Source organism: Streptomyces sp. NPDC006294 (assembly GCF_042870895.1).
Classification (GTDB): domain Bacteria; phylum Actinomycetota; class Actinomycetes; order Streptomycetales; family Streptomycetaceae; genus Streptomyces.
Genome location: NZ_JBIAHV010000012.1, coordinates 251,696 through 273,002, shown reverse-complemented (window position 1 = coordinate 273,002; position 21,307 = coordinate 251,696). Strand labels below are relative to the sequence as shown.

16 protein-coding genes and 1 pseudogene are annotated in these 21,307 nt (G+C 73.3%); 9 read left to right on the top strand and 8 right to left on the bottom strand.

All coding sequences use genetic code 11. The annotated features are described in order from the left end of the window. Positions 1 to 95 precede the first annotated feature (95 nt). Positions 96 to 374, bottom strand: a pseudogene (locus ACFYOP_RS23030) (IS200/IS605 family accessory protein TnpB-related protein); the annotation flags it as partial. A gap of 270 nt (positions 375 to 644) precedes the next feature. Here ACFYOP_RS23030 and ACFYOP_RS23025 point away from each other — a divergent pair. The 3 genes from ACFYOP_RS23025 to ACFYOP_RS23015 are packed head-to-tail and all read left to right on the top strand — an operon-like array spanning position 645 to position 5,622. Continuing rightward, on the top strand, positions 645 to 2,639 hold the full coding sequence (locus ACFYOP_RS23025) for a beta-galactosidase (protein ID WP_356892970.1): 1,995 nt from the start codon (positions 645 to 647) through the stop codon (positions 2,637 to 2,639). After that, a complete protein-coding gene (locus tag ACFYOP_RS23020; protein WP_356892972.1) occupies positions 2,636 to 4,870 on the top strand; it encodes a glycoside hydrolase N-terminal domain-containing protein in 2,235 nt (744 codons plus the stop codon). The genes ACFYOP_RS23025 and ACFYOP_RS23020 overlap by 4 nt, the downstream gene beginning before the upstream one ends. A gap of 38 nt (positions 4,871 to 4,908) precedes the next feature. Further along, positions 4,909 to 5,622: a hypothetical protein gene (locus ACFYOP_RS23015; RefSeq protein ID WP_356892974.1), complete on the top strand. Its 714-nt coding sequence runs from the start codon at positions 4,909 to 4,911 to the stop codon at positions 5,620 to 5,622. Between the two features lie 31 nt (positions 5,623 to 5,653). Here the strand turns inward: ACFYOP_RS23015 and ACFYOP_RS23010 are convergent, their stop codons facing one another. From ACFYOP_RS23010 to ACFYOP_RS22990, 5 genes are all read right to left on the bottom strand, one after another. Beyond that, on the bottom strand, positions 5,654 to 6,841 hold the full coding sequence (locus ACFYOP_RS23010; RefSeq protein WP_356892976.1) for a sulfotransferase: 1,188 nt from the start codon (positions 6,839 to 6,841) through the stop codon (positions 5,654 to 5,656). Positions 6,842 to 7,046: 205 nt separating this feature from the next. After that, on the bottom strand, positions 7,047 to 9,098 hold the full coding sequence (locus ACFYOP_RS23005; RefSeq protein WP_356892978.1) for a glycoside hydrolase family 31 protein: 2,052 nt from the start codon (positions 9,096 to 9,098) through the stop codon (positions 7,047 to 7,049). A gap of 177 nt (positions 9,099 to 9,275) precedes the next feature. Then, positions 9,276 to 10,289 carry a LacI family DNA-binding transcriptional regulator gene (locus ACFYOP_RS23000; RefSeq protein ID WP_356892980.1) on the bottom strand — a complete coding sequence of 338 codons (1,014 nt, stop codon included), beginning with the start codon at positions 10,287 to 10,289 and terminating at the stop codon, positions 9,276 to 9,278. A gap of 157 nt (positions 10,290 to 10,446) precedes the next feature. Beyond that, a complete protein-coding gene (locus ACFYOP_RS22995) occupies positions 10,447 to 11,082 on the bottom strand; it encodes a hypothetical protein (RefSeq protein WP_356892982.1) in 636 nt (211 codons plus the stop codon). Then, positions 11,079 to 12,749 (bottom strand): protein kinase, encoded by a 1,671-nt coding sequence (locus ACFYOP_RS22990; RefSeq protein ID WP_356892984.1) that lies wholly within the window; start codon positions 12,747 to 12,749, stop codon positions 11,079 to 11,081. Before ACFYOP_RS22990 ends, ACFYOP_RS22995 begins: the two co-directional genes overlap by 4 nt. Positions 12,750 to 12,965: 216 nt before the next feature. Between ACFYOP_RS22990 and ACFYOP_RS22985 the strand changes: the two genes are divergently transcribed. The 3 genes from ACFYOP_RS22985 to ACFYOP_RS22975 all read left to right on the top strand — a co-directional run bounded on the left by ACFYOP_RS22985 (position 12,966) and on the right by ACFYOP_RS22975 (position 16,432). Beyond that, positions 12,966 to 14,111, top strand: coding sequence for a S1 family peptidase (locus ACFYOP_RS22985; RefSeq protein ID WP_356892986.1), 1,146 nt, complete (start codon positions 12,966 to 12,968; stop codon positions 14,109 to 14,111). A 223-nt stretch (positions 14,112 to 14,334) separates the two neighbouring features. After that, positions 14,335 to 14,955, top strand: a complete 621-nt coding sequence (locus ACFYOP_RS22980) for a dihydrofolate reductase family protein (RefSeq protein ID WP_356892988.1) — start codon at positions 14,335 to 14,337, stop codon at positions 14,953 to 14,955. A 49-nt stretch (positions 14,956 to 15,004) separates the two neighbouring features. Next, positions 15,005 to 16,432: a hypothetical protein gene (locus tag ACFYOP_RS22975; protein WP_356892989.1), complete on the top strand. Its 1,428-nt coding sequence runs from the start codon at positions 15,005 to 15,007 to the stop codon at positions 16,430 to 16,432. A gap of 97 nt (positions 16,433 to 16,529) precedes the next feature. Here the strand turns inward: ACFYOP_RS22975 and ACFYOP_RS22970 are convergent, their stop codons facing one another. Then, positions 16,530 to 17,633, bottom strand: coding sequence for a PRC and DUF2382 domain-containing protein (locus ACFYOP_RS22970; protein ID WP_356892991.1), 1,104 nt, complete (start codon positions 17,631 to 17,633; stop codon positions 16,530 to 16,532). A 159-nt stretch (positions 17,634 to 17,792) separates the two neighbouring features. On the opposite strand from ACFYOP_RS22970, the gene ACFYOP_RS22965 reads away from it, so the two are divergent. Together ACFYOP_RS22965 and ACFYOP_RS22960 are read left to right on the top strand one after the other, a co-directional pair. Further along, positions 17,793 to 18,185, top strand: coding sequence for a VOC family protein (locus ACFYOP_RS22965; RefSeq protein ID WP_356892993.1), 393 nt, complete (start codon positions 17,793 to 17,795; stop codon positions 18,183 to 18,185). Then, the gene (locus ACFYOP_RS22960; protein ID WP_356892995.1) at positions 18,182 to 18,814 is read left to right on the top strand and encodes a TetR/AcrR family transcriptional regulator; all 633 of its coding nucleotides are present in this window, start codon (positions 18,182 to 18,184) and stop codon (positions 18,812 to 18,814) included. Before ACFYOP_RS22965 ends, ACFYOP_RS22960 begins: the two co-directional genes overlap by 4 nt. Positions 18,815 to 18,821: 7 nt before the next feature. On the opposite strand, the gene ACFYOP_RS22955 is transcribed toward ACFYOP_RS22960, so the two are convergent. Further along, positions 18,822 to 19,712, bottom strand: a complete 891-nt coding sequence (locus ACFYOP_RS22955; RefSeq protein ID WP_356892997.1) for an LLM class flavin-dependent oxidoreductase — start codon at positions 19,710 to 19,712, stop codon at positions 18,822 to 18,824. A 115-nt stretch (positions 19,713 to 19,827) separates the two neighbouring features. Between ACFYOP_RS22955 and ACFYOP_RS22950 the strand changes: the two genes are divergently transcribed. Continuing rightward, complete coding sequence (locus ACFYOP_RS22950) at positions 19,828 to 21,294, top strand: ornithine decarboxylase (protein WP_356892999.1); 1,467 nt, start codon at positions 19,828 to 19,830, stop codon at positions 21,292 to 21,294. The last annotated feature ends 13 nt before the right edge of the window (positions 21,295 to 21,307 follow it).

Below are 21,307 nucleotides of genomic sequence, written 5' to 3'. Positions count from 1 at the left end.
CACCCCCCAGGTCATGCCTTCGACAGGGGGACACAGTCATGCCGGGCCCGGAGGCCAGCGGTCCCGTTGCAGGACCGCGAAAAACATAACGGGGGTTCCTCACGCCCGAGGGATACCGGGCCGGCCTGGACGGTCCGATGCCCCACGCGATCGCTCCGGTCGTGTGGGGGCGGTGTCGTCCGTCGCCGGATCCGGTGACCTTGGGCGCGCCTGCCGATCGCGATGCTCGCCGCATCGTGACGGCTGGTCTTGCGGTGGGGGCCGACCATCGGCTTTTGCCAGTGCTGGGCGCCCCACTTGCTGGTGTAGGCGGGGTCGACGGCGATGATCGCGATACCGGTGGCATCGGCCATGGAGGCCGGCCGGGCACGCATCGACGAACGGCGCCGCCACCTCCCGCAGACCGCCCACCGTGACCACCCCCTCCGTCCCGGACCACACACACCCGCCACCATCCCAACGACCGAGACCCGTAAGGGTCACCCATTCGACAGACGAATCCCCGTACCACCGCCCAGGATGCAAACCCGCACACGCCGGCCCACAAGACACCCATAAACGCCAGAACGCACACATGCACCGTCACACGACAGCAGTTCACAACCCCTTTCCCCCGGCCACTTCGTGACGAAGCGAGTCCTGCCATGCCTTCCCTGAACGACGCCACCGGCCGCCGGGTGCTCTTCGGCGGCGACTACAACCCCGAGCAGTGGCCGGAAGAGACCTGGCTCGAGGACGCACGGCTGATGAATCAGGCCGGGGTCAACTCCGTCACGCTCGGCGTGTTCTCCTGGGCGAAGATCGAACCCCGCCCGGGAGCACGCGAGTTCGGCTGGCTCGACCGGCTGATGGACCTGATGGGCGGCAACGGCATCGGGGTCGTCCTCGCCACCCCGACCGCCTCCCCGCCGCCGTGGATGGGCGTCCGGCATCCCGAGACGCTGCCGCGCGGCGAGGACGGGTCGGTGGTCTGGTACGGCTCCCGCCAGCACTTCTGCCCCAGCTCACCGGTCTACCGGGAGTACGCGGCGGCGATCACCGAGGACCTCGCGGCACGCTACGGCGACCACCCGGCGCTGCGCATGTGGCACATCAACAACGAGTACTGCACGTACTGCTGGTGCGACGGGACCGCCGCCCACTTCCGCCGCTGGCTGCGGGAGAAGTACCCGACCCTCGACGCCCTCAACGACGCCTGGGGCACCGCCTTCTGGAGCCAGCGCTACGACGACTGGGAGGAGGTCCTGCCGCCTCGCAAGGCCCAGTACCTGCGCAACCCCGGCTGCACCCTGGACTTCCGCCGGTTCACCTCCGACGCGCTCCTCGAGTGCTACGCCGCGGAGCGGGACATCGTCGCGGCGCGCACCCCGCGGCTGCCGGTGACGACCAACTTCATGCCCTTCTGGACGGGGCAGGACGCCTGGCGGTGGGCCGAGGAGGAGGACGTCGTCTCCGTCGACATCTACCCGGACCCGCGTGATCCGCTGGGCGGGCAGTACGGAGCGATGATCCAGGACATGACCCGCTCCCAGGCGCGCGGTCCGTGGATGCTGATGGAGCAGGCGGCGGGGCCGGTGAACTTCCGGGGCGTGAACCATCCCAAGCCCCGCGGTCTGAACCGCCTCTGGTCGCTGCAGGCCGTGGCACGCGGCGCGGACGCCGTCTGCTACTTCCAGTGGCGGCAGTCGAGGCAGGGCGCGGAGAAGTTCCACTCGGCGATGGTCACCCACGCCGGCGAACAGGGCCGCACCTACCAGGAGATCAAACGGATCGGCGCGGACCTCGCCGGGATCGGCGAGCAGGTCGCGGGGGCCGGCGTGCCCGCCGGCGTGGCGATCCTGCACGACTGGAACTCCTGGTGGGCGGGCGACCAGGAGGGCCGGCTCTCCCGCGACCTCGACTACCCGGCCGTGGTCCGGGCCTGGCACCGCGCCCTGTGGGAGTCGGGCCTGACCACCGACTTCGCCCACCCGGAGCACGACCTGAGCGCCTACCGCCTCGTCGTCGTGCCCCACCTCTATCTGCTGACCGACGCCGCCGTCGACAACCTCGTCCGCCATGTCCAAGGCGGCGGCACGCTCGTGTCCGGCTTCCTCACCGGCACTGCGGACGGCGACGACCGCGTCAGGCCCGGCGGCATGGACGAGCGGCTGAGGGACCTCTTCGGCATCGCGACGGTCCACGAATGGTGGCCGCTGGAGGCCGGCGAGACGGTCGCCTGCGCCGGGCCCGGGCCCTTCCTCGGCACGGTCTGGTCGGAGGAGCTGGAGCCGTCCACCGCCGAGACCGTCGGCGTCTACACCGGCGGTGAACTCGCCGGTCTGCCGGCCGTCCTGCGCCGGGGCAGCGCCTGGTACGTCTCCACGCTCCCCGACCCCGCCGCCCTGCGCGGCCTGCTCGCACGCGCCGCCGAAGACGCCGGGGTCCGGCCGGTGCTGGCGGACCGGCCGGCCGGGCTGGAGGCCGTACGCCGGGGTGACCTGCTCTTCCTGCTCAACCACGCTCCCGGACCGGTCACCGTCACGGTGCCGGGCCACCACCGGGACCTGCTCACCGGCGACCCGGTCTCGGGCCCGGTCCGGCTCGACCGCCACGGCGCCGCCGTGCTGAAGGCCGTACCCGAGGCGGAACGGGCGTGAGACACGGGACGTGGGAACCCTCTCCCGCCACGCGGTGGGAGGACGCCTTCCTCAGCGGCAACGGCCGCCACGGCGCGATGGTGTACGGCGACGCCGGCGACGAGCGGGTCGTGGTCAACCACCACACCCTGGTGTGCCCGAACGGCAGCGAGACGGCCGGCCCGCCGGAGCTCGCCGCCGGGCTGCCGGCGCTCCAGGACGCGCTGCTGGCCGGTGACACGACGGCGGCCGAACGTTTCGGGGCCGGACACCCGCATCTGTGGGTGCAGCCCTTCCACCCCGCCTTCCAGGTCCGCGTCCGGCTTACCCACGACGCCGCGGCGACGGCCGGGACCTACCGCAGGGAGGTCGACTTCACCTCGGGTGTGGTGACCGCGGCGCGCGGCGCCTGGCGCAGCGAGGTGTTCGTCTCCCGCGCCGACGACGTGATCGTCCACCGGACGACGACGGAACCGGGCGGCCTGAGCGCCGAACTCATCCTCGACGAGCAACTGCCGGGCCTGCCCGGCGGACTGCGGATCACCCGCGCCGCCACCGAGGAGCCCGACGGAGCAGGCGCCGCCCTGCTGCGGCTGCGCGTCGACTACCCGAACGGGCGGACCTCGTTCACCGGAACCACCCTGGTCGCCGTCACCGGCGGCAGCACGACACGCACCCGGCACGGTCTGCGCGTGACCGGCGCCTCGGCGGTGCTGCTGCTGACCCGGGTCGAGCGGCACCCGGCCGACCACGAGCCGGCCGACACCCAGGCGGCGGCCCTCCGGGCACTCGTGGCGCCGGCCGGCGCGTACGCCACCGGCGCGTACCCGCAGCTCCTCGCGCGCCATCTCCCGCCGCACCGCGACGCCTACGAGCGCGCCGCGCTCAGCCTGGACGCCGACCCGGCGGAGCGGGAGCTGCCGGGCGGCGAACTGCTCCGCAGGCCCGGTCCCGCCCTGCTGGAACGGCTCTTCGCCGCGGGCCGCTACCACCTGCTGTCGGCCAGCGGCATGCTGCCGCCCCGGCTGGTCGGCCTGTGGACCGGCGACTGGAACACCGCATGGTCCGGCGCCTTCACCACCAACGCCAACCTCAACCTCCAGACCGCCTCCGCCACGGCCGCCGCCCTCCCCGAGGTCACCGAGGCCCACGCCGCCCTGATCCACGGGCAGCTCCCGCACTGGCGGGACAACGCCCGCGCGATCTTCGGCGCCCGGGGCGTCGTCGCGCCCTCGCACACCGACGGCGAGTCCGGGCACACCTGCCACTTCAGCCGCGAATACCCCCTGCACCTGTGGACGGCGGGCGCCGACTGGCTGCTGGGGCCCCTCGTCGAGCACGACGAGAGCCGCGGCGCCCACGACCCCCGCACCACCGCCGCACTCGCCGAAGTCGCCCTGTTCTACGAGGACTTCCTCACCCGGACCGACGACAGCGGCCGCGTGGTCGTCGTCCCCTCCTACTCGCCGGAGAACCGTCCCGCGAACGCGAGCTGGGGCACGGTGAACGCGGCCATGGACCTCTCCGCCGCCCGGCACGCCCTGCTGACCGCCGCCGACCGCCACCCCGAGCACGCCGACCGCTGGCGCGCCCTCGCCGACCGTCTCCCACCGCACCGGATCAACGCCGACGGCGCCCTCGCCGAATGGGCCCGCCCCGGCCTGGCGGACAGCTACGACCACCGCCACCTCAGCCACCTCTACGGCGTCTGGCCGCTCGACGAGATCAACCCCTACGACACCCCCGAACTCGCCGCGGCCGCCCACCGCGCCCTCGAGCTGCGCGGCGCCGAGAACGACTCCGCCCACGGGCACCTCCACCACGCCCTGATCGCGGCCCGGCTCGGCGACGGCGCCCGGGTCGGCCAGGCCCTCGGCCGGGTGCTCGACGGCGACTTCTTCCACCCGTCCCTGATGAGCGCGCACTACCCCCACCGCGACGTCTACAACGCGGACGCCGCGCACGCCCTCCCGGCGGTGCTCATCGAGATGCTCGTGCAGTCCACCCCCGACCGGCTGGTCCTGCTGCCCGCCCTCCCCGCCCTCTGCCCGGCGGGCCGGCTCACGGGCGTACGCACCCGGTTCGGGGCGGAACTCGACCTCACCTGGGCCCCCGGCGCGGACGCGACCGCCGTCCTGCGCCCCACCCGCAGCCACCGCATCGAACTCCGGACTTCGTCCGGCGCCGAGCCGCTCGACCTCGTCGCCGGAGAGGACCGCGTCATCCGCCTCACACGTGTCATGGCGCGGTAGCCCCCGCAACATCCCCCCACCCCTGGAAGGAACCCCCCATGGCATCACGCATCCGCACGCCACGCGTCCTGACGGCCCTCCTGGCCCCGGCCCTCGCGCTGGGCGTCACCGTCGGCCTCGCCGCCCCCGCACAGGCCGCCGTCTGGCACTCCTGCGACCAGTGGGGCAACACGAACCTGAACGGCTACACCCTCTACAACAACATCTGGGGCTCCGGCGCCGGCAACCAGTGCGTCTGGGCCAACTCCGGCACCAACTGGGGCGCCTGGGCCGACCACCCGAACACCGGCGGCATCAAGTCCTACCCCAACTCCAAGAAGGTGATCAACAAGCCGATCGCCTCCCTCTCCTCGCTCAACAGCAGCTACGACGTCAGCGTCCCGTCGTCCGGCGCGTACAACACCTCGTACGACATCTGGGACACCGACTACGACTACGAGATCATGCTGTGGGTCAACCACCACGGCCCCGTCGGCCCGCTCGGCAGCCCGCAGGGGTCGGTCACCCTCGGCGGCCACACCTGGGACGTCTACAAGGGCGACAACGGCGCCAACGAGGTCTTCTCGTTCCTGCGGACCTCCGACTCGAACGCGGGGCGCGTCCAGATCCTGCCGATCCTGAAGTGGATCAAGGACACCAAGGGCTGGATGGGCAACGAGACCATCGGTGACGTCCAGTTCGGCTTCGAGATCACCTCGTCCGCCGGCGGCCTGGACTTCCGCACCAACAACCTGACCGTCAGCGGCGGCTGACACCGCACCTGGGCCGGGGCCGGCCGGGCCGTCAGGCGCGGTCGACCCCGGCCCGCAGCGCGTCGTAGTCCGCGAAGGCCGACGCCACGTCGGCGCGGGTCAGGCCGTAGCGGGCGAGGTCGTACCGGTGGCGGCGGGCGCCCTTGGGCCGGGCGACGACCCCGGCCAGCCGCGCCGCCTCCGCGCCGGTCCAGCGGGCGCCGACGGCGTCGTACAGCTTCGGCGCGCCCGTCGCCGGATCGGACCCGAGCCAGGAGTACGGAACGTCCACCAGCGCCTCCGTCGGGATGGCGGCACGGGCCGCGAGACCGCGCGCCGCGGCGCGGCTCAGCAGGTCCAGCCAGGTGGCGCCGATGCCGTGGAGGTCGACGGGCCGGGTGCTGAGGACCATGCCGTGCTCGACCAGACTGCAGAACGACGCCACGACGGTGACCGGGTCGCGGTGGGTCCACACAATGGTGGCGTCCGGGAAGACCGTGCGCAGCGCGTCCAGATTCTCCAGGTGCATGGGGGACTTCAGGATCCAGCGGCGGCGCGGGCGGCCGTACTGGAGCACCTGGAAGACCCGCTTCAGATGCCGGTAGTCGGGCACGAAGTCCCGTCCGCAGTGCCACGCCTGGTACTCGGGTATCCGGGCCTGGGACAGCGGCATCAGGGCGTGCGGCAGGGCGAAGGTGCACTCCTCGGGCCCGTCCGCGGTCATGGGGTGGATGTCGCGGAAGCGCGGCGCGAACAGGTTGGTGCCGCCGACGAGCCGGCGGGCCGGCGCCGTCGCCGCGCGCCGCCGGCCGGCCGGCACCTCCGGACCGGGGCTGAGCAGCTCCCACAGCAGGGGACCACGGTGCTCGTCCGAGAGGGACAGCACGCCGTGCGTGAGCGTCGTCGCGGTGCGCGGCAGCCCCACCACGAACACCGGTCTCTCCACGGGTTCTTGCTCGATCGCCGGGTGCTCGGCGATCAGCCGCCGGATCCGGGCCCGGTTGGTGAGGTGCCGGCGGACATGGGTCTGCGCCGCCTGCCAGCCCACGGGGGTCAGGTTCTCGGCCCCGGCCCACCAGCGCAGCAGTGATCGGAATTCGTCGGCGAACCGCTCGTCGCCCTCCGCCCCGCCCGCCCGGGCGAGGAGCCGGTCGAAGGTCCGGTCGGGCGTGCGACGGGAGCCGAACGCCGGCCGGAGCAGCAGATCGGCGACGCCGAGAGCGAGGGGAGTCCTGGACACCGGGTTCCTTCCAAGGCGGGACATGGCGCCCCGACCGGGTTGCTGGGCAAGTCGGTTGCTCTACGGGACGAGGACCCGGCAACCTTCGCCCGTCCGGCGGCGACCCGCAAGAACGCCCGTCCGGTCCCGGCCGCGGGCGCGCCACCGTTCCGCCCGGCCGCGGCCGGGCCGGGCGTGTACGACCGGCCCGGCCCGCACCACCCCGCTAAGGAGCCACCGGCAGCTCCGCGCCGTCCCGCAGGAACAGCGGGATCCGCTCCAGCGGCGCGTCCACCGTCACCGTGCGCCCCCCCTCGTACTCCTCGCCCGTCCAGGCGTCGGTCCACCGCGCCCCGGCCGGGAGATACGCCGCACGGCTCGTGGCCCCCGCCGCCAGCACCGGCGCCACCAGCAGATCGGGACCGAAGAGATAGGCGTCGGCCACCTCCCACGCCTTCGGGTCGTCCGGGAACTCCAGGAACAGGGGGCGCATCGGCGGCAGGCCCTCCTCGTGGGCCGCCCGCATCTGCTCCAGCACATACGGCTTCAGCCGCTCCCGCAGCCCCAGGTACCAGCTCAGGATCTCCTCGGCCCGCTCGCCGTACGACCACACCTCGTTGGGGCCGCCCGTCATCGACGGACCGAGCGGCATACCGGGGTCGCGGAAGCCGTGCAGCCGCATCAGCGGGGACAGCGCGCCGAACTGGAACCATCGGACCATGACCTCGCGGTACGCCGCGTCGTCCGGGTCGCCGCCGTGGAAACCGCCGATGTCGGTGTTCCACCACGGGATGCCGGACAGCGCGGTGTTCAGCCCGGCCGCGATCTGGCGCCGCAGGGTGGCGAAGTCGGTGCCGATGTCACCGGACCACAGGGCCGCCCCGTAACGCTGACTGCCCGCCCACGCGGACCGGTTGAGGGTGACGACCTCCTCCTCGCCGGCGGCGAGCATCCCCTCGTAGAAGGTGCGGGCGTTCTCGCGCGGATAGAGGTTGCCGACCTCCAGGCCGGGTCCCGCGTGGTAGCGCAGATTCGCGGAGAAGCCGGGCTTCAGCTCCGGCTCGCAGGCGTCCAGCCAGAACGAGCGGATGCCGTACGGCTCGAGGTAGTTCTCCCGCACCCGCGACCAGAGGAAGTCACGCGCCGCCGGGTTCGTCGCGTCGTAGAACGCGACCTGCACCGGCTCCGCCACCTCCTTGTCCGGCCAGTCGGCGTGGGCCATCGGCCCGTACTCCGTACCGATGAAGTGCCCCTGCTGCTCCATCGGCCCGTGGTTCTCGCTCAGCGGCGACACCGACGGCCACACGGAGACGACCAGCTTGATGCCGAGCTCCTCCAGCTCGCGGGTCATGGCCGCCGGGTCGGGCCACTCGGCCGGGTCGAACTTCCACTCGCCGAGATGCGTCCAGTGGAAGAAGTCGCACACGATCGCGCCGATCGGCAGCCCGCGCCGCTTGTACTCGCGGGCCACCGACAGCAGTTCCTCCTGCGTGCGGTAGCGCAGCTTGCACTGCCAGAAACCCGCCGCCCACTCCGGCAGCATCGGGGTGCGCCCGGTCACCGCCGAATAGCGCCGCTGCGCCGGGGCCGGGTCGCCGGCGGTGATCCAGTAGTCGATCTGCCGGGCGCTGTCCGCGACCCAGCGGGTACCGGTCTGCGCCAGCTCCACCCGGCCGATCGCCGGGTTGTTCCACAGCAGGGTGTAGCCGCGGCTGGAGGTGAGGACCGGAATGGTGACCTCGGCGTTGCGCTGGACCAGGTCGACGACGGCGCCCTTCTGGTCGAGAAGGCCGTGCTGGTGCTGCCCGAGGCCGTACAGCTTCTCGTCCTCGTAGGCGGCGAAGCGCTGTTCCAGGCGGTGGTAGCCGTTGCCGTTCGGTGTGTAGAGGCGGGGGCCGGGCCACCAGAAGTGGGCGCGCTCCTCGGCGAGCAGTTCGCGCCCGTCGTCGGTGGCCGTGAACCGCACCATGCCCTCGGCGTCGATCTCCGCGGTCAGCGCGCCGTTGACGACCCGTCCGCGGCCGTCCTCAGTCTTGACGGTCGCCGCGGCGGGGGGCGGAGCGCCGAGCAGCGCGCCCGGCAGCCCCTCCAGCAGCGGGCCGCCGATCCTGGCCCGGACCCGGACGGCGTCGGGCCCCCACGGTTCGATGCGTACGGTCTCCTGCCGCCCGCTCCACTCCAGGGCGCCCCCGTCCTCACGGAAGGTGCCGGCGGTGGGGGAGGACTGGGCGAGACTCGCTGACTGGTCCACGGAGGGAACTCCTGGGAGTGAGGGCATACGGACGGTATGCCGGGCGGGGACGAGGGGACGGGAGCAGGCCGGAACAGGGCTTCGGCCGCGACGGGGCCTTTGCCACAGGCGCGTCGGATTCGGGGGCGTTGAGTCGAAGCAGGCAGTTCAGTCGGAGGAGGAGCGGCCGGTCGCAGGGAGAGCGGTCGGTCGGGGCGGGCGCGCTCAGTCGGAGACCGGAGCCGGGCCGCTGCTGGCCCGGACCGTCAGTTCGGGCGCGAGGAGGACCACCTCGTCGCCCGCACGGCCCTCGATCTTGGCGATCACATGGTCGACGGCGTGCCGTGCCATCTCCCGGGCGGGAACGGCCACCGAGGTGAGCCGCACCGAGCCCTGGACGGCCACCTGTTCCGGGCAGACGGCGACCACCGAGATGTCCTCCGGCACGGCCCGCCGGTTCTGGCGCAGCAGGCCGAGCAGCGGTTCCACGGCTGTCTCGTTCTGCACGACGAAGCCCGTGACCTCGGGGCGTTCGGTGAAGATCTGGCCGAGCGTGCCGGCCATCGCCGCGTAACTGCCCTCGGAGGGGCGGTGCAGCACGCGCAGGCCCAACAGGCGTGCACGCCCCCGGAGTCCGTCGATGGTCCGCTCCGCGAAGCCGGTCCGGCGCTCGTACACCGCCGGGGCCTCACCGATCACGGCGATCTCGCGGTGTCCGAGGCCGGCCAGATGCTCCGCGCACAGCGCACCGGCCTCGGCGAAGTCGAGATCCACGCAGGTCAGGCCGGTGGTCTCGGCAGGCAGCCCGATCAGTACGGCGGGCCGTCCGCTCTGACGCAGCAACGGCAGCCGGGCGTCCTCGAGTTCGACGTCCATGAGGATCATGGCGTCGGCGAGACCGCTGCCCACCACGCGGCGGACCGCCTCCGGGCCCTCCTCGCCGGTGAGCATCAGGACGTCGTACCCGTACGAGCGCGCGTGGGTGGCGATCGCGATGGCGATCTCCGTCATCACGGGCACGTACATGTCCATGCGCAGCGGCATCATCAGGGCGATGATGTTGGATCTGCTGCTCGCCAGCGCACGGGCCCCGGCGTTGGGGTGGTAGCCCAGTTCCGCGATGCTCCGCTCGACCCGCTCACGGGTGAGCGCGGAGATGGTCCGCTTCCCGCTGAGGACGTAGCTCACCGTGCTGGCCGAGACTCCGGCGTGCTGCGCCACGTCGGCAAGGGTGACCATGGACATCTCCAGTGCTGAAGCGCTTCGACTGAGCCGGGCGTGTCGGTGACGAGCAACTGGTGCAGAGCGTAATTCCCTGCCTTGCGCCCTGTCCAGAGCGTTGTCGAAGCGCTTCAATGAATGCGCGCACCACTGCGGGCACGGATACGTGCGCGGGTCACGGACACCGATAGCGGAACGACGTGCTCGCCGCGTGCCGCGACGGCGAGTCGATCCGCAGCTCCGCTCGGGCCCGGTACTCGCCCCTGCCGCGGAACGTCCACAGCAGATGCAGCCGGGCCTGCCGCTGGCCGCGCGCCACCTCCTGGCGCAGCACGCCCGAAGTGGTCCCGTCGCTGCGTACCCACCGGTAGGTCAGCGTGCCGGGCCGCCCGTCGGTGCGCACGACGCCCACGACATCGGCGGTCCCGTCGCAGCCCGGCCCCTGTGCCGACGCCGTCACGGCCACGTCCCGCACGGCCATCCGCGGCCCGAACCGCTGCCAGGCCAGGAACCCGAGCACCAGCGCCAGGACGACGGCGGCCAGCGCGTACCGCCGCATTCCGCGGTGCCGTCCGCGCGACGGCTGCGGTGCGGTCTGCTGTCCGGCGAGCGTCCCGTGCCACACGTCGACGGCCGTGGCGCCGCTGCCGTGCTGCCGGACGAACGCGGTCACACCGGGGCCGAAACGCAGCACGTCGCCCTCGACCCGGTCGGGCACGGCACTGGGTTCCGGCCGTTCGAACCAGTGGCTGGCCAGCTCGGTGGCGCTGTACTCGTCGTCGTCGCCGTAGGGCGCGGGCGGGTGGTTCACAGGACCGGGCACCCCCCTCTGGTCAGCAACTGCTGGGTGGAGGCGCCGTTCGCCGCGGCCGGGTCGCTGCTCGCCCGGACGGCCCAGTAGCAGCCCGTGCCCTGGTAGGTGTGGTCCAGGGTCAGGGTGTAGCTGGTGGCGCCGCTCCGCTCGAACGCCCCGGTGTGCTCGACGGTCCCCGGCTCGCCCTTCGCGTTGCTCGTGGACCATGAGACGGCGATCGTCACCGGACCCGTCCCGTCCGTCACGATCTCGACGGCGGCGGCGGCCGTAGCCGGACCGGTCTGCCGGAACCCGGTGACGTCGACCGACGTCACCCGCACCGGCACGACCGTCGGCGGCGGACTGCTGACCGGCTCGGCCGACGGCTCCGCCGGCGGCACGGTCGGCGGCACTGCGTACGACGGCACTGCGTACGACGGCGTGGCGGGCGGGGGCGACGACGGCGCGGACGGCTCGGCGCTCGTGGACGCGGAGGGCGGGGGAGAGGTGGCGGCCGGTGAGCCGGACGGCTCCGGCGTGCCGTCCGTCCCGCCCGCCTCCGGCGCCGGCGCGCCGTCGCCGGACGGCAGCGCGCTGGTGGTGGCGACGGCCTGGGCGACCGCGCCCGGCGGGTCGCCCTCGCCCGCCCGGGCGCTGACGGCGATCGCGGCGGCCACGGCCAGCGCGGCCGCCCCCGCGAGGGCCTTGCGCAGGGCCGGCGGCAGCCATCCGGCGGGGTGGGCCCCGGTGCCGATGCCCGCGCCCCCGCCCGTGCCGATCGCGGTCGTGGCGGTGTCCGGCGGCGCCGCGGCCGGGCCGCCCGAGGGGAACAGCAGCGGCAGCAGGGCGGCGAGCGCCGCCAGCCTGCGCTGCCCGCGCTCCTCCCAGTCGGGGCCGTACGCCGCTCCCGCGATCTCCTCGAGCTCGGCCACGAACGCCGCGGCGTTGACCGGCCGCTGCTCGGGCGACTTGGCGAGTCCGCGCCGGATCAGGGGCCGCACCGGCTCGGGCGTGTCGTCCTCGGGGACGGGCGCGCCGATGTGCTGGAGCGCCAGCTCGGCGATGTTCTCGCCGCGGAACGGCTTGAGGCCCGTCAGGCATTCGTAGAACGTCGCGGTGGCCGCGTACACGTCGGCAGCCGGTGACGCGGGCTCGCCGTGCCACTGCTCGGGGGCCATGTAGGCGGGCGTGCCCGCGACGCCCGGCGTGGTGCCGCGGCCCGCGGCGATGCCGAAGTCGACGAGCTTGGACGAGCCGTCCGCCGCCACCAGCACGTTCTCCGGTTTGTAGTCCCGGTGCACCACACCCGCGCCGTGCGCGGCGGCCAGCCCCAGCAGCGAGCCCTTCAGCACCGTCAGCGCCGCCTCGGGACCGGTCGCGCCCTCCCGCAGCAACAGGGCGCGCAGCGCGACCCCGTCGACCAGCTCCATCACGATGGCGGCGCCCTGCGGGGCTTCGACGTACTCGTAGAGCCGCACCACGTACGGGGAGTCGAGGCCGCCCAGCAGCTGGGCCTCCGCGCGGAACTCCCGTACGAACCCGGTGTCCGCGAGCAGCCGCTCGTTCAGATACTTCACCGCCACCGGCACGCCGGTGGCGTCGTGGACGGCGAGCACGACGCGCCCGCAGCCGCCGGAACCGAGTTCCCGGGACTCCGTGTATCCGGATACGGACCAGGTGTTCATGGCGATCCCCCCGCCTGGGTGCTGTCTTGGGCACAGACACATTTTCTTCACGGCCGGTTCCCGGCGGGATCAGGACAACTCGGGTACGCCCGCGCGCTTGGCATGGACCTGATCCCACCCTTTCCGTTACGCTCCGCCCCGGGCGCATCTGAGAGCGCTCTCAGATGCGGCCTGTTCCAACCCCCACATCGCTGGAACAACCGAAAGGTCAACGCCTTGAGACGCACGACAGCCATACGTACCGGCCTGTCCGCACTCCTCATCCTGGGCTCCTGGGCCGCGGTCGGAGCGGGCCCCGCCGCCGCGTCCGCCACCCCCGCGCCGGCACCCCGGCTCTCCACCGGCCTCCTCGAGGCCATGCAGCGCGACCTCGGCCTCGACGAGGCCGGGGCGAAGGCCCGCCTGGCCGCGGAGAAGAAGGCCGCCACCGTCGAAGGAAAGGCCCAGCGGGCCGCCGGCAAAGCCTTCGGCGGCTCCTGGTTCGACGCCGGCACCGGCAGACTGACCGTGGCCGTCACCGACTCGGGCAGGGCCGGAGCCGTCCGCGCCACGGGCGCCGACGTCCGCCTCGTCGCCCACAGCGCCAACCGGCTCGACTCGGTCAAGGCGGAGATCGACGCGCTGAAGGCGCCCGCCGGCGTCAGCAGTTGGCACGTCGATCCGAAGGCCAACCGGGTCGTGGTCAACGTGGTCGCCTCCGAGCGGGCTGACAACGATGTCCGGGCGTTCCTGGACCGGGCGAGGGACGCCGGCCCGGTCGCCGTGCAGGAGACCTCAGAGGCTCCGCGGCCGTTCGCCGCGGGCACCGTCGGCGGCGACCCGTACTACACCGGCAACGTCCGCTGCTCCATCGGCTTCTCGGTGCACGGCGGCTTCGTCACCGCCGGGCACTGCGGGCGCGCCGGAGCCGCCGTCCGCGGCTGGGACGGTACGCACATCGGCCACTTCCAGGGCTCGTCCTTCCCCGGTGACGACTACGCCTGGGTCAACGTCGGCAGCGGCTGGTGGACCGTCCCCGTGGTCCTGGGCTGGGGAACCGTCCCGGACCAGCTCGTCCGCGGCTCGGCGGAGGCCCCGATCGGCGCCTCCGTCTGCCGCTCCGGCTCCACCACCCGCTGGCACTGCGGCAACGTCCTCGCCAAGAACGAGACCGTCAACTACAGCCAGGGCGCCGTCCACCAGATGACCAAGACGAGCGTCTGCGCCGAACCGGGCGACTCCGGCGGCTCGTTCATCAGCGGCGACCAGGCACAGGGCGTCACCTCCGGCGGCTGGGGCAACTGCAGCAGCGGCGGTCAGACCTGGCACCAGCCGGTCAACGAGATCCTGAACCGCTACGGGCTGCGTCTGCACACGGCCTGACGACGGGGGGCCACCCACGGCCGGAGGCGTCCGCCCCCCGACGCGACCGGCCGCAGCGGCTCCCGGGGCCGGGTCACGCGACCGCGTGGCCCGGCCCGCCGTCGCTCCCTGTGCGGCGCGTTCCGCGCGAAGTCCCGAATTACCAGCGGGACGATGTCGAATCGGCGCCTCCCGGATCGACGCACGGGTGAGACCGTCGCCCACCGCACCGAAGGAGCCGCACATGACGACGACCGTCACCGCCGATCTGGCCATGTCACTGGACGGATATGTAGCCGGCACGGACATCAGCCCCGACAACCCCGGAGGCAACGGCGTACAGGCGCTGTTCGAATGGATCCACAACCTCGCGTCGTGGCGCGAGCGCCAGGGCATGACCGGCGGAGAGGACAACGAGGACTCCGAGCTCATGCGCGAGTGGTTCGACTCGACCGGGGCCGTGGTCATGGGACGGACCATGTACGACACCGGGGAGGTGCCGTGGGGCGACGACCCGCCCTTCCGTACCCCGGTGTTCGTCCTCACCCACCGTCCGCGCCGGCCGCTCGTCAAGGAGGGCGGCACCACCTTCACCTTCGTCACGGACGGCATCCACAGCGCGCTGGAACAGGCCAAGGCCGCCGCCGGCGGGCGCAATGTCGACATCGCGGGCGGCGCGGCCACGGTCCAGCAGTATCTGCGGGCCGGGCTGATCGACGAGCTCCAACTCCATGTGGTTCCGGCACTGATGGGCGACGGCCTGCGGTTGTTCGACAGCCTGGGAGCCCAGCAGCGGCGGCTGGAGACGGTCAGGGTCGTCGCCACTCCGCGCGCCACGCACCTCAAGTACCGCCTCCGGCCGTAGCGTCGCGGCGGCCGCCCGGCCGGTCCGCCGGACCGGGTACCGTGCTGCTGTGCTGATCACAGGGGAGGACCCGAAGAACCGGGAACCGGGGACCGCGCTGCTCCTCGCAGCCGCCCCGGCCGGCAAGGGGCGGTTGATGGACGCGGCGTCGGTGCTGCCCGCGCTCGCCGCCGTGCCGGCGGACATCCTCGCCGGCACGGCCGGCGCCGCGTCCGCCACGGTGATCGAGCTCGCCGATCCGCTCGACCCCCAGGCCGTGCTCACCCGCATCCGTGCGGCGGCGGCCGCGCCCGGTCCGCTGCACCTCTATCTCGCCGGACAACTGCAGGTGGACCGCAAACAGCGCCGGCTGCACATGGCCCTCGCGCGCACGGCACCGGCGACACTGCGCTACACGGGCCTGCCCTGGCACTGGCTGGCCGGCGAGATCAAGGCCCGGCGGCCGGGCACCACCACGGTCGTCCTCGACCTCGTCGCCGACGCGGAGGCGTGGGAGCAGGTCACCGACGGCCACATAGGTCTCGGCGACGGAACCCGCGTCTACGGGCGGATCGCCCCCACGCCCGGCCGGCGTCAGCTCGCCTCCCCCGTCCATCTGAAGGCCGTGGCCGGTATCTGGCGCAGCGGGGCGCGTCCGCCGCTTCCGGAGCTCCACGAACAGGCCGCCGCGCAGGCCGCCGCCGAGAACGGCCCGGACGGCGCATTGCTGTTCGGCCTCGCGGGGCCCGGCCCGGCGGGCGCCGCTCACGCGGCCGGGTCCGGTGCCTGGGCGGATACGCCGGGGCCCGGACCCGCACCCGTTCGACCGGCGACCGGTGCCGAACCGCCGCAGCGTGGGCCCGTCCCGGCGCCGGGGCCCGGGGCCGTCCCGTCTGCGGATGTCCGTCCCGCCCCGCGACCGGAGTCCGGAGACGAACCACCGCAGCCCGGTGCCGAACCGGCGCCGCCCGGGCCGGGGCCCGCCGCGTCCCCCCGACCTGGTGCCGTTCCGCCGCGGGAGCCGGGGACCGAAGCGCCCGCGGTCGAACGGCCGGACGGCGATCCGCACCCGGCGATCCTCGCCGCCGCCATGGCCGGGCGTCACGCCGAGGCCGCCGCGGCGGCCTCGGCGCGCGAGGACGAGGCGCTGCGCGCCCACGGTCCCGGCTCGGTCCAGGTACTGCACTGGCTGGAGGTACGGGCGGACCTGGCGCGCCTCGCCCGGGACCCGGCCCGCAGCTGCGAATTGTGGATGGCCGCCGCGGAAGTACGGCTGGGGCGGCAGCAGACCCCCGACGACCCGGATGTCGAGGCGGCCGTGGACCGCGCCCACCACCAGTGGGAGCAGACCGGCGACACCGGCCGGGCCCGCCGGCTCGCCCCGGCCCTCGTCGCGTTGCGACGCCGGGTGCCCGGTCGCCAGCGCGGTGCGCTCCGGCTGCTCCAGCGACGCCTTGAGCAACTCCACGAGCACCGGCCCGCCACGCCGACCCGCTGACGGCGACACGTAAGACACGGCATACGGAGGGCGCCTGACCGGCTCTCATGAACCGGTCAGGCGCCCTCCCCGTGGAACACCCCGCTCGGCGTCGGCGTCAGGCCGCGCCGCCCGGGCCGTGGCGTCCGTGCTTCTCGCTGGAAGCCCGTTCGGTCGCCTGGTCAGGCATCTCGGCCTCGATCCGCTCCTTGCGGACCCGGCCCTTGACGGTCTCTTCGTCGGTGCGCTCCTCGGTGGTCAGCCGGACGCGCTCGACCGGCTCGACGCGGGTCTCCACCACAGGCCGCTCCTCGTACAGAGTGACCTCGTACTCGTCCTCGGAGATCTCCGGACCGGACAACGCGGCGTCCTTGTTGGACTGTGTGATCGGCTCACGCTCGATGCGGACCTCGTCGTGGCGCAGCGGAACGGTCTGCTGCTGTTCCTCCGTCACCACGTACTTGCGCAGCCGCGCCCGGCCGACCTCGTGCCGCTCGGTGCCGATGTGCATGCTCTCCTCGGACCGTGTCATCGCCGTGTCGGTCTCGTCCTGGCGGCCCCTGTCCGCCGTGTCCCGGCGCTCGCCCTCCATGTCCCGGCCGCGGGGTTCACCGGCCGCCGCCGCCCGTCCGTGGGCTGGGGTCTCGCCGGCCATGCCCTGACCGGACGTCGCACGGCTCCTGCCCGCCATGCCCGCCGCTCCTGCGGCACCCGCCGCACCGGCAGCACCCGCGGCGCCCGCCGTGCCTGCGGTGCCCGTGCCCGCGGCACCCGCCGTCCCCGCGGCACCCGCCGTCCCCGCGGCGCCCGCCGTGTCTGCGGTGCCCGTCCCCGCGGTGCCGGTCTTGTCGGAGTGGGCCCAGCCGCTCTCGGTGGGCTGGTTGGCCTTCTTCCACGCGGCGTCCCAGTCGATGCTGTAGTGCCGGTACAGGCGCTGCTCCTCCTGTGCCGAGAGGTGACCGCCGGCGTCCACGTCGACGTTCGGCGCCTCCTTGATCTTGTCCTTCGGATAGGGCACTTCGAGGTGGTCCTCGACCATGTGCGCGTCGCGGATCGGGACGAACGACTCGTTGCTGCCGAACATGCCCGTCTGCACGCTCACCCAGTCCGGTTCCCCGGTTGCATCGTCGAGGAAGACATGCTTGGCGTTGCCGACCTTGTGGCCGTCGGCGTCGTAGACCGGGTGGTCGAGCACATTCCTGATCTGTGCTTTCGTGATCACTTTGCTTCCTCCTTCTCCGCGTCCCTCGATCCGTGTAACCACCCCAAAACTGGATAAACGGCACACCCTGTCGTCGATGAGTGGCGAGTCTTGCCGCGAGACCGGAGAGGGATTAGAATCCGAGCCGGACCGTAATTAAATCTGGATGGGGGAGGCGTCATGCGGGTGAAGGACTTCGACCACCTGGTGCTCAATGTCCAGGACGTCGAGCGCGCCCTGGAGTTCTACTGCGGCCCGCTCGGGCTCGAGCCCGTCCGGGTGGAGGAGTGGCGGGCCGGCAAGGTGCCGTTCCCGTCGGTCCGGGTCACCCCGGCCACCATCATCGACCTCGTGAGCCGACCCCGGGGCGGGTCCAACGTGGACCACATCTGCCTCGTGGTCGACCCGCTGGACTGGCAGGAGGTCATCGACTCCGGTGTGTTCACCGTCCTGGAGGGCCCCGTCGGCCGGTACGGCGCACGGGGTGACGCCCAGTCGATATATGTGCGCGACCCCGACGGCAACACCGTCGAACTGCGCTGGTACCCCGAGGACGCGGACACCGAGCGGTGACGCCCGCCGCCGGCCGCCCGCGCGACCCGGCGATCGACGCCGCCGTGGTCGCCGCGACCCTCGGCGTACTGCGCGAGCACGGGTACGGCGGGTTCGCCCTGGAGGCGGTCGCGGCCAGGGCCGGGACGACGAAGCCGACCATCCGGCGGCGCTGGCCCACCCGGCAGAGTCTGGTCATCGACGCCCTCGCGTCCGTCCTGGTCACGCCACCCGTGCCGGACAACGGCTGCACCCGCTGCGATCTGACCCAGAGCGTCGGCCTGCTCGCGGAGACGCTGCTCGAACGGCTTCCGCCCGGCGTCCTCGCGCCGCTGGTCGCCGACTGTGCCCACGACCCGGCTCTCCATCAGCGGTTGACCGACATGCTGGTGCGGCCGAGCAGACATGCCGCGACGGTCGCCGTGCGGCGCGCCGTCGACCGCGGCGATCTGCGGGCCGGTGTCGACCCGGACCTGCTGGTCGACATGCTGGCCTCCGTGGTCTACCAGCGGGCCCTGTTCGGAGGCCTGCCGTCCGGCCGGGACTCCGCCCGTCAGCTCGTCGACCTGCTGCTGCAGGGCGCGGCGGTCGACTTCGGCCATCTGGTACGGGTGAGCGAGCTGCCCGCCCACGCCAGGCACCTGCACTGACGGCGCGTCAGGAAAGCCTGGAGACATGTGGCACGAGCGGGCGGACCTCCTCGGCCACGAAGCGTACGAAGTCCTCCGGCGCGGGTTCGTCGGCCGTCGGCTGGAGCACCACGGTGCCCGCGCCGGCGTCCACGAGGCGCTGTACGGCCTTCGCCACCGCGTCCGCGTCGCCCGCCACGCCGAGTTCGCCGCCGGTGGCGTGCCCCGAGCGCTCCAGCTCGGCCCTGAGCCGGTCCTCGGCACCGGGGCCCGTCGCCGTGTGGAGACAGACCACGATCTCGTGACGTCCGGTGCGCCCGGCGGCCGCCCGCCCCTCGTCGATGAGCCGGCACGCCTGCCGCACCCCGTCGGGCCCCATCGACGCGTCCAGGACCGTGCCGTCGGCCGCCTCTCCGGTCAGCCGCACGGAGCGCGGACCGACGGCCCCCGCCAGCACTGGGGGAACGGTCGGCGGCGGCCAGCCGAGGGCGACGCCGTCGAGCTTCACGTAACGGCCCTCCATCGTGACCCGTTCCCCGTTCAACAGGGCCCGCATCGCGGCGAGATACTCGCGCAGCAGGGTCAGCGGCGACTCGGCGCGCGCGCCGACCTGGCCCATCCAGTCCTGGACGCCGTGCCCCACCGCCAGGGTGACCCGCCCGGGGAAGAGCCGGTGCAGCGTGGCGGCTTCCATCGACGTCAGCGCCACGTTCCGCAACGGCACCGGGAGCAGGCCGACGCCCACCCTGAGCCGCTCCGACCAGGCGAGCGCGGCGGCCGCCGTCGCGATCCCGCTCTCCAGGAAGCAGTCCTCCCAGAGCCACAGTTCCTCCAGCCCCGCGGCGTCCGCCGTGCGGACCATCTCCCGCAACCGCTCGGGAGGCAACTGCGGACGGAACACTGCGCCGAGAGAAGTCATGCGCCACACCTACCCGTCCGGGTGCGGCTTCGACAACCCGCCATCCCCGGGCGCCCGTTCCGCCGGGCGGCCGGATGCCCGTTTTCGTGCCTCTCCGACGGGAACCCGGAAGCGCATGGACCACTCGCGGACACCCGTACTGGAAGCGCTCGCCGCCTACCACGCGGAGAGCCAGACGCCCTTCACCCCGCCCGGACACAAGCAGGCCCGCGGCGCGGACCCCCGGGTCCGCGCGGTGCTCGGCGACGCGGTCTTCCGGTCCGACGTCCTCGCGATCAGCGGCCTCGACGACCGGACCTCCTCACACCAGGTCCTCGAGCAGGCCCAGGAGCTGATGGCGGACGCCGTCGGGGCGGAGCGCACGTTCTTCTCCACCTGCGGCAGCTCGCTCTCCGTCAAGGCGGCCATGCTCGCCGTCGCCGGGCCGTACGAGAAACTGGTCGTCGGCAGGGACGCCCACAAGTCCGTGGTCTCCGGGCTCGTCCTCGCCGGTATCCGGCCCGTCTGGGTCGACCCGCAGTGGGACCCGGCCCGCCGGCTGGCTCACCCGCCGACCGCCGACGCCTTCCGCGACGCACTGGCCCGCCATCCCGACGCGCGGGGAGCCCTGGTGACGACTCCCACGCCCTACGGGACCTGCTCCGACCTGTCGGGCATCGCGGCCGCCTGCCACGACCACGGTGTGCCGCTCATCGTCGACGAGGCGTGGGGCGCCCATCTGCCGTTCCATCCGGGACTGCCGACCTGGGCCATGGACGCCGGGGCCGACGTGTGCGTCACCTCGGTCCACAAGATGGGCTCCGGCCTCGAACAGGGCTCCGTCTTCCATCTGCAGGGCGACCTGATCGACCCGACGGTCCTCAAGAGCCGCGAGGACCTGCTGGGCACGACGAGCCCGTCCGCCCTGATCTACGCGGCGCTCGACGGCTGGCGCCGCCAGATGGTCGAGCACGGCCGGGCCCTGTACGACGGGGCCCTGGCCCTGGCCGACGGCGTCCGGGCGCGCATCGCGGAGATCCCCGGCATGCACGTCCACGGCCGGGACGACTTCTGCGGTCCCGGCCGCGCCACCGATCTGGACCCGCTGCAGATCATCGTGGACGTCACCGAACTGGGTACGACCGGCTACCGCGTCGCCGACTGGCTGCGTGAGCACCACCGGGTGAACCTCCACCTCGCCGACCACCGGCGCATCAGCGCCCAGCTGACGCACGCGGACGACGAGAGCTCGGCGGACCGGCTGCTCACCGCCCTGCGCGACGTGCCGGGCCACGCGCCACGGTTCGGACCGGCGCCCGTGGTCGAGGTGCCGGACCCCGCGGAGCTGCGTCTCGAGCAGGTCATGCTGCCCCGCGACGCCTACTTCGGCCGGGTCGAGCAGGTCTCCTGGGAGGACGCCGTGGGCCGTGTCAGCGCCGAGATGCACACCCCGTACCCGCCCGGCATCCCCGCGGCGCTGCCCGGTGAGCGGCTGAACAAGGCGGTGCTGCGCTACCTGCGCAGCGGTGCCGGGGCCGGCATGGTGATCCCCGACGGCGCCGACCCCGAGGTCAGGACCATCCGGGTCGCCGTCGAGGAGTGACGGGCCCCGGCCG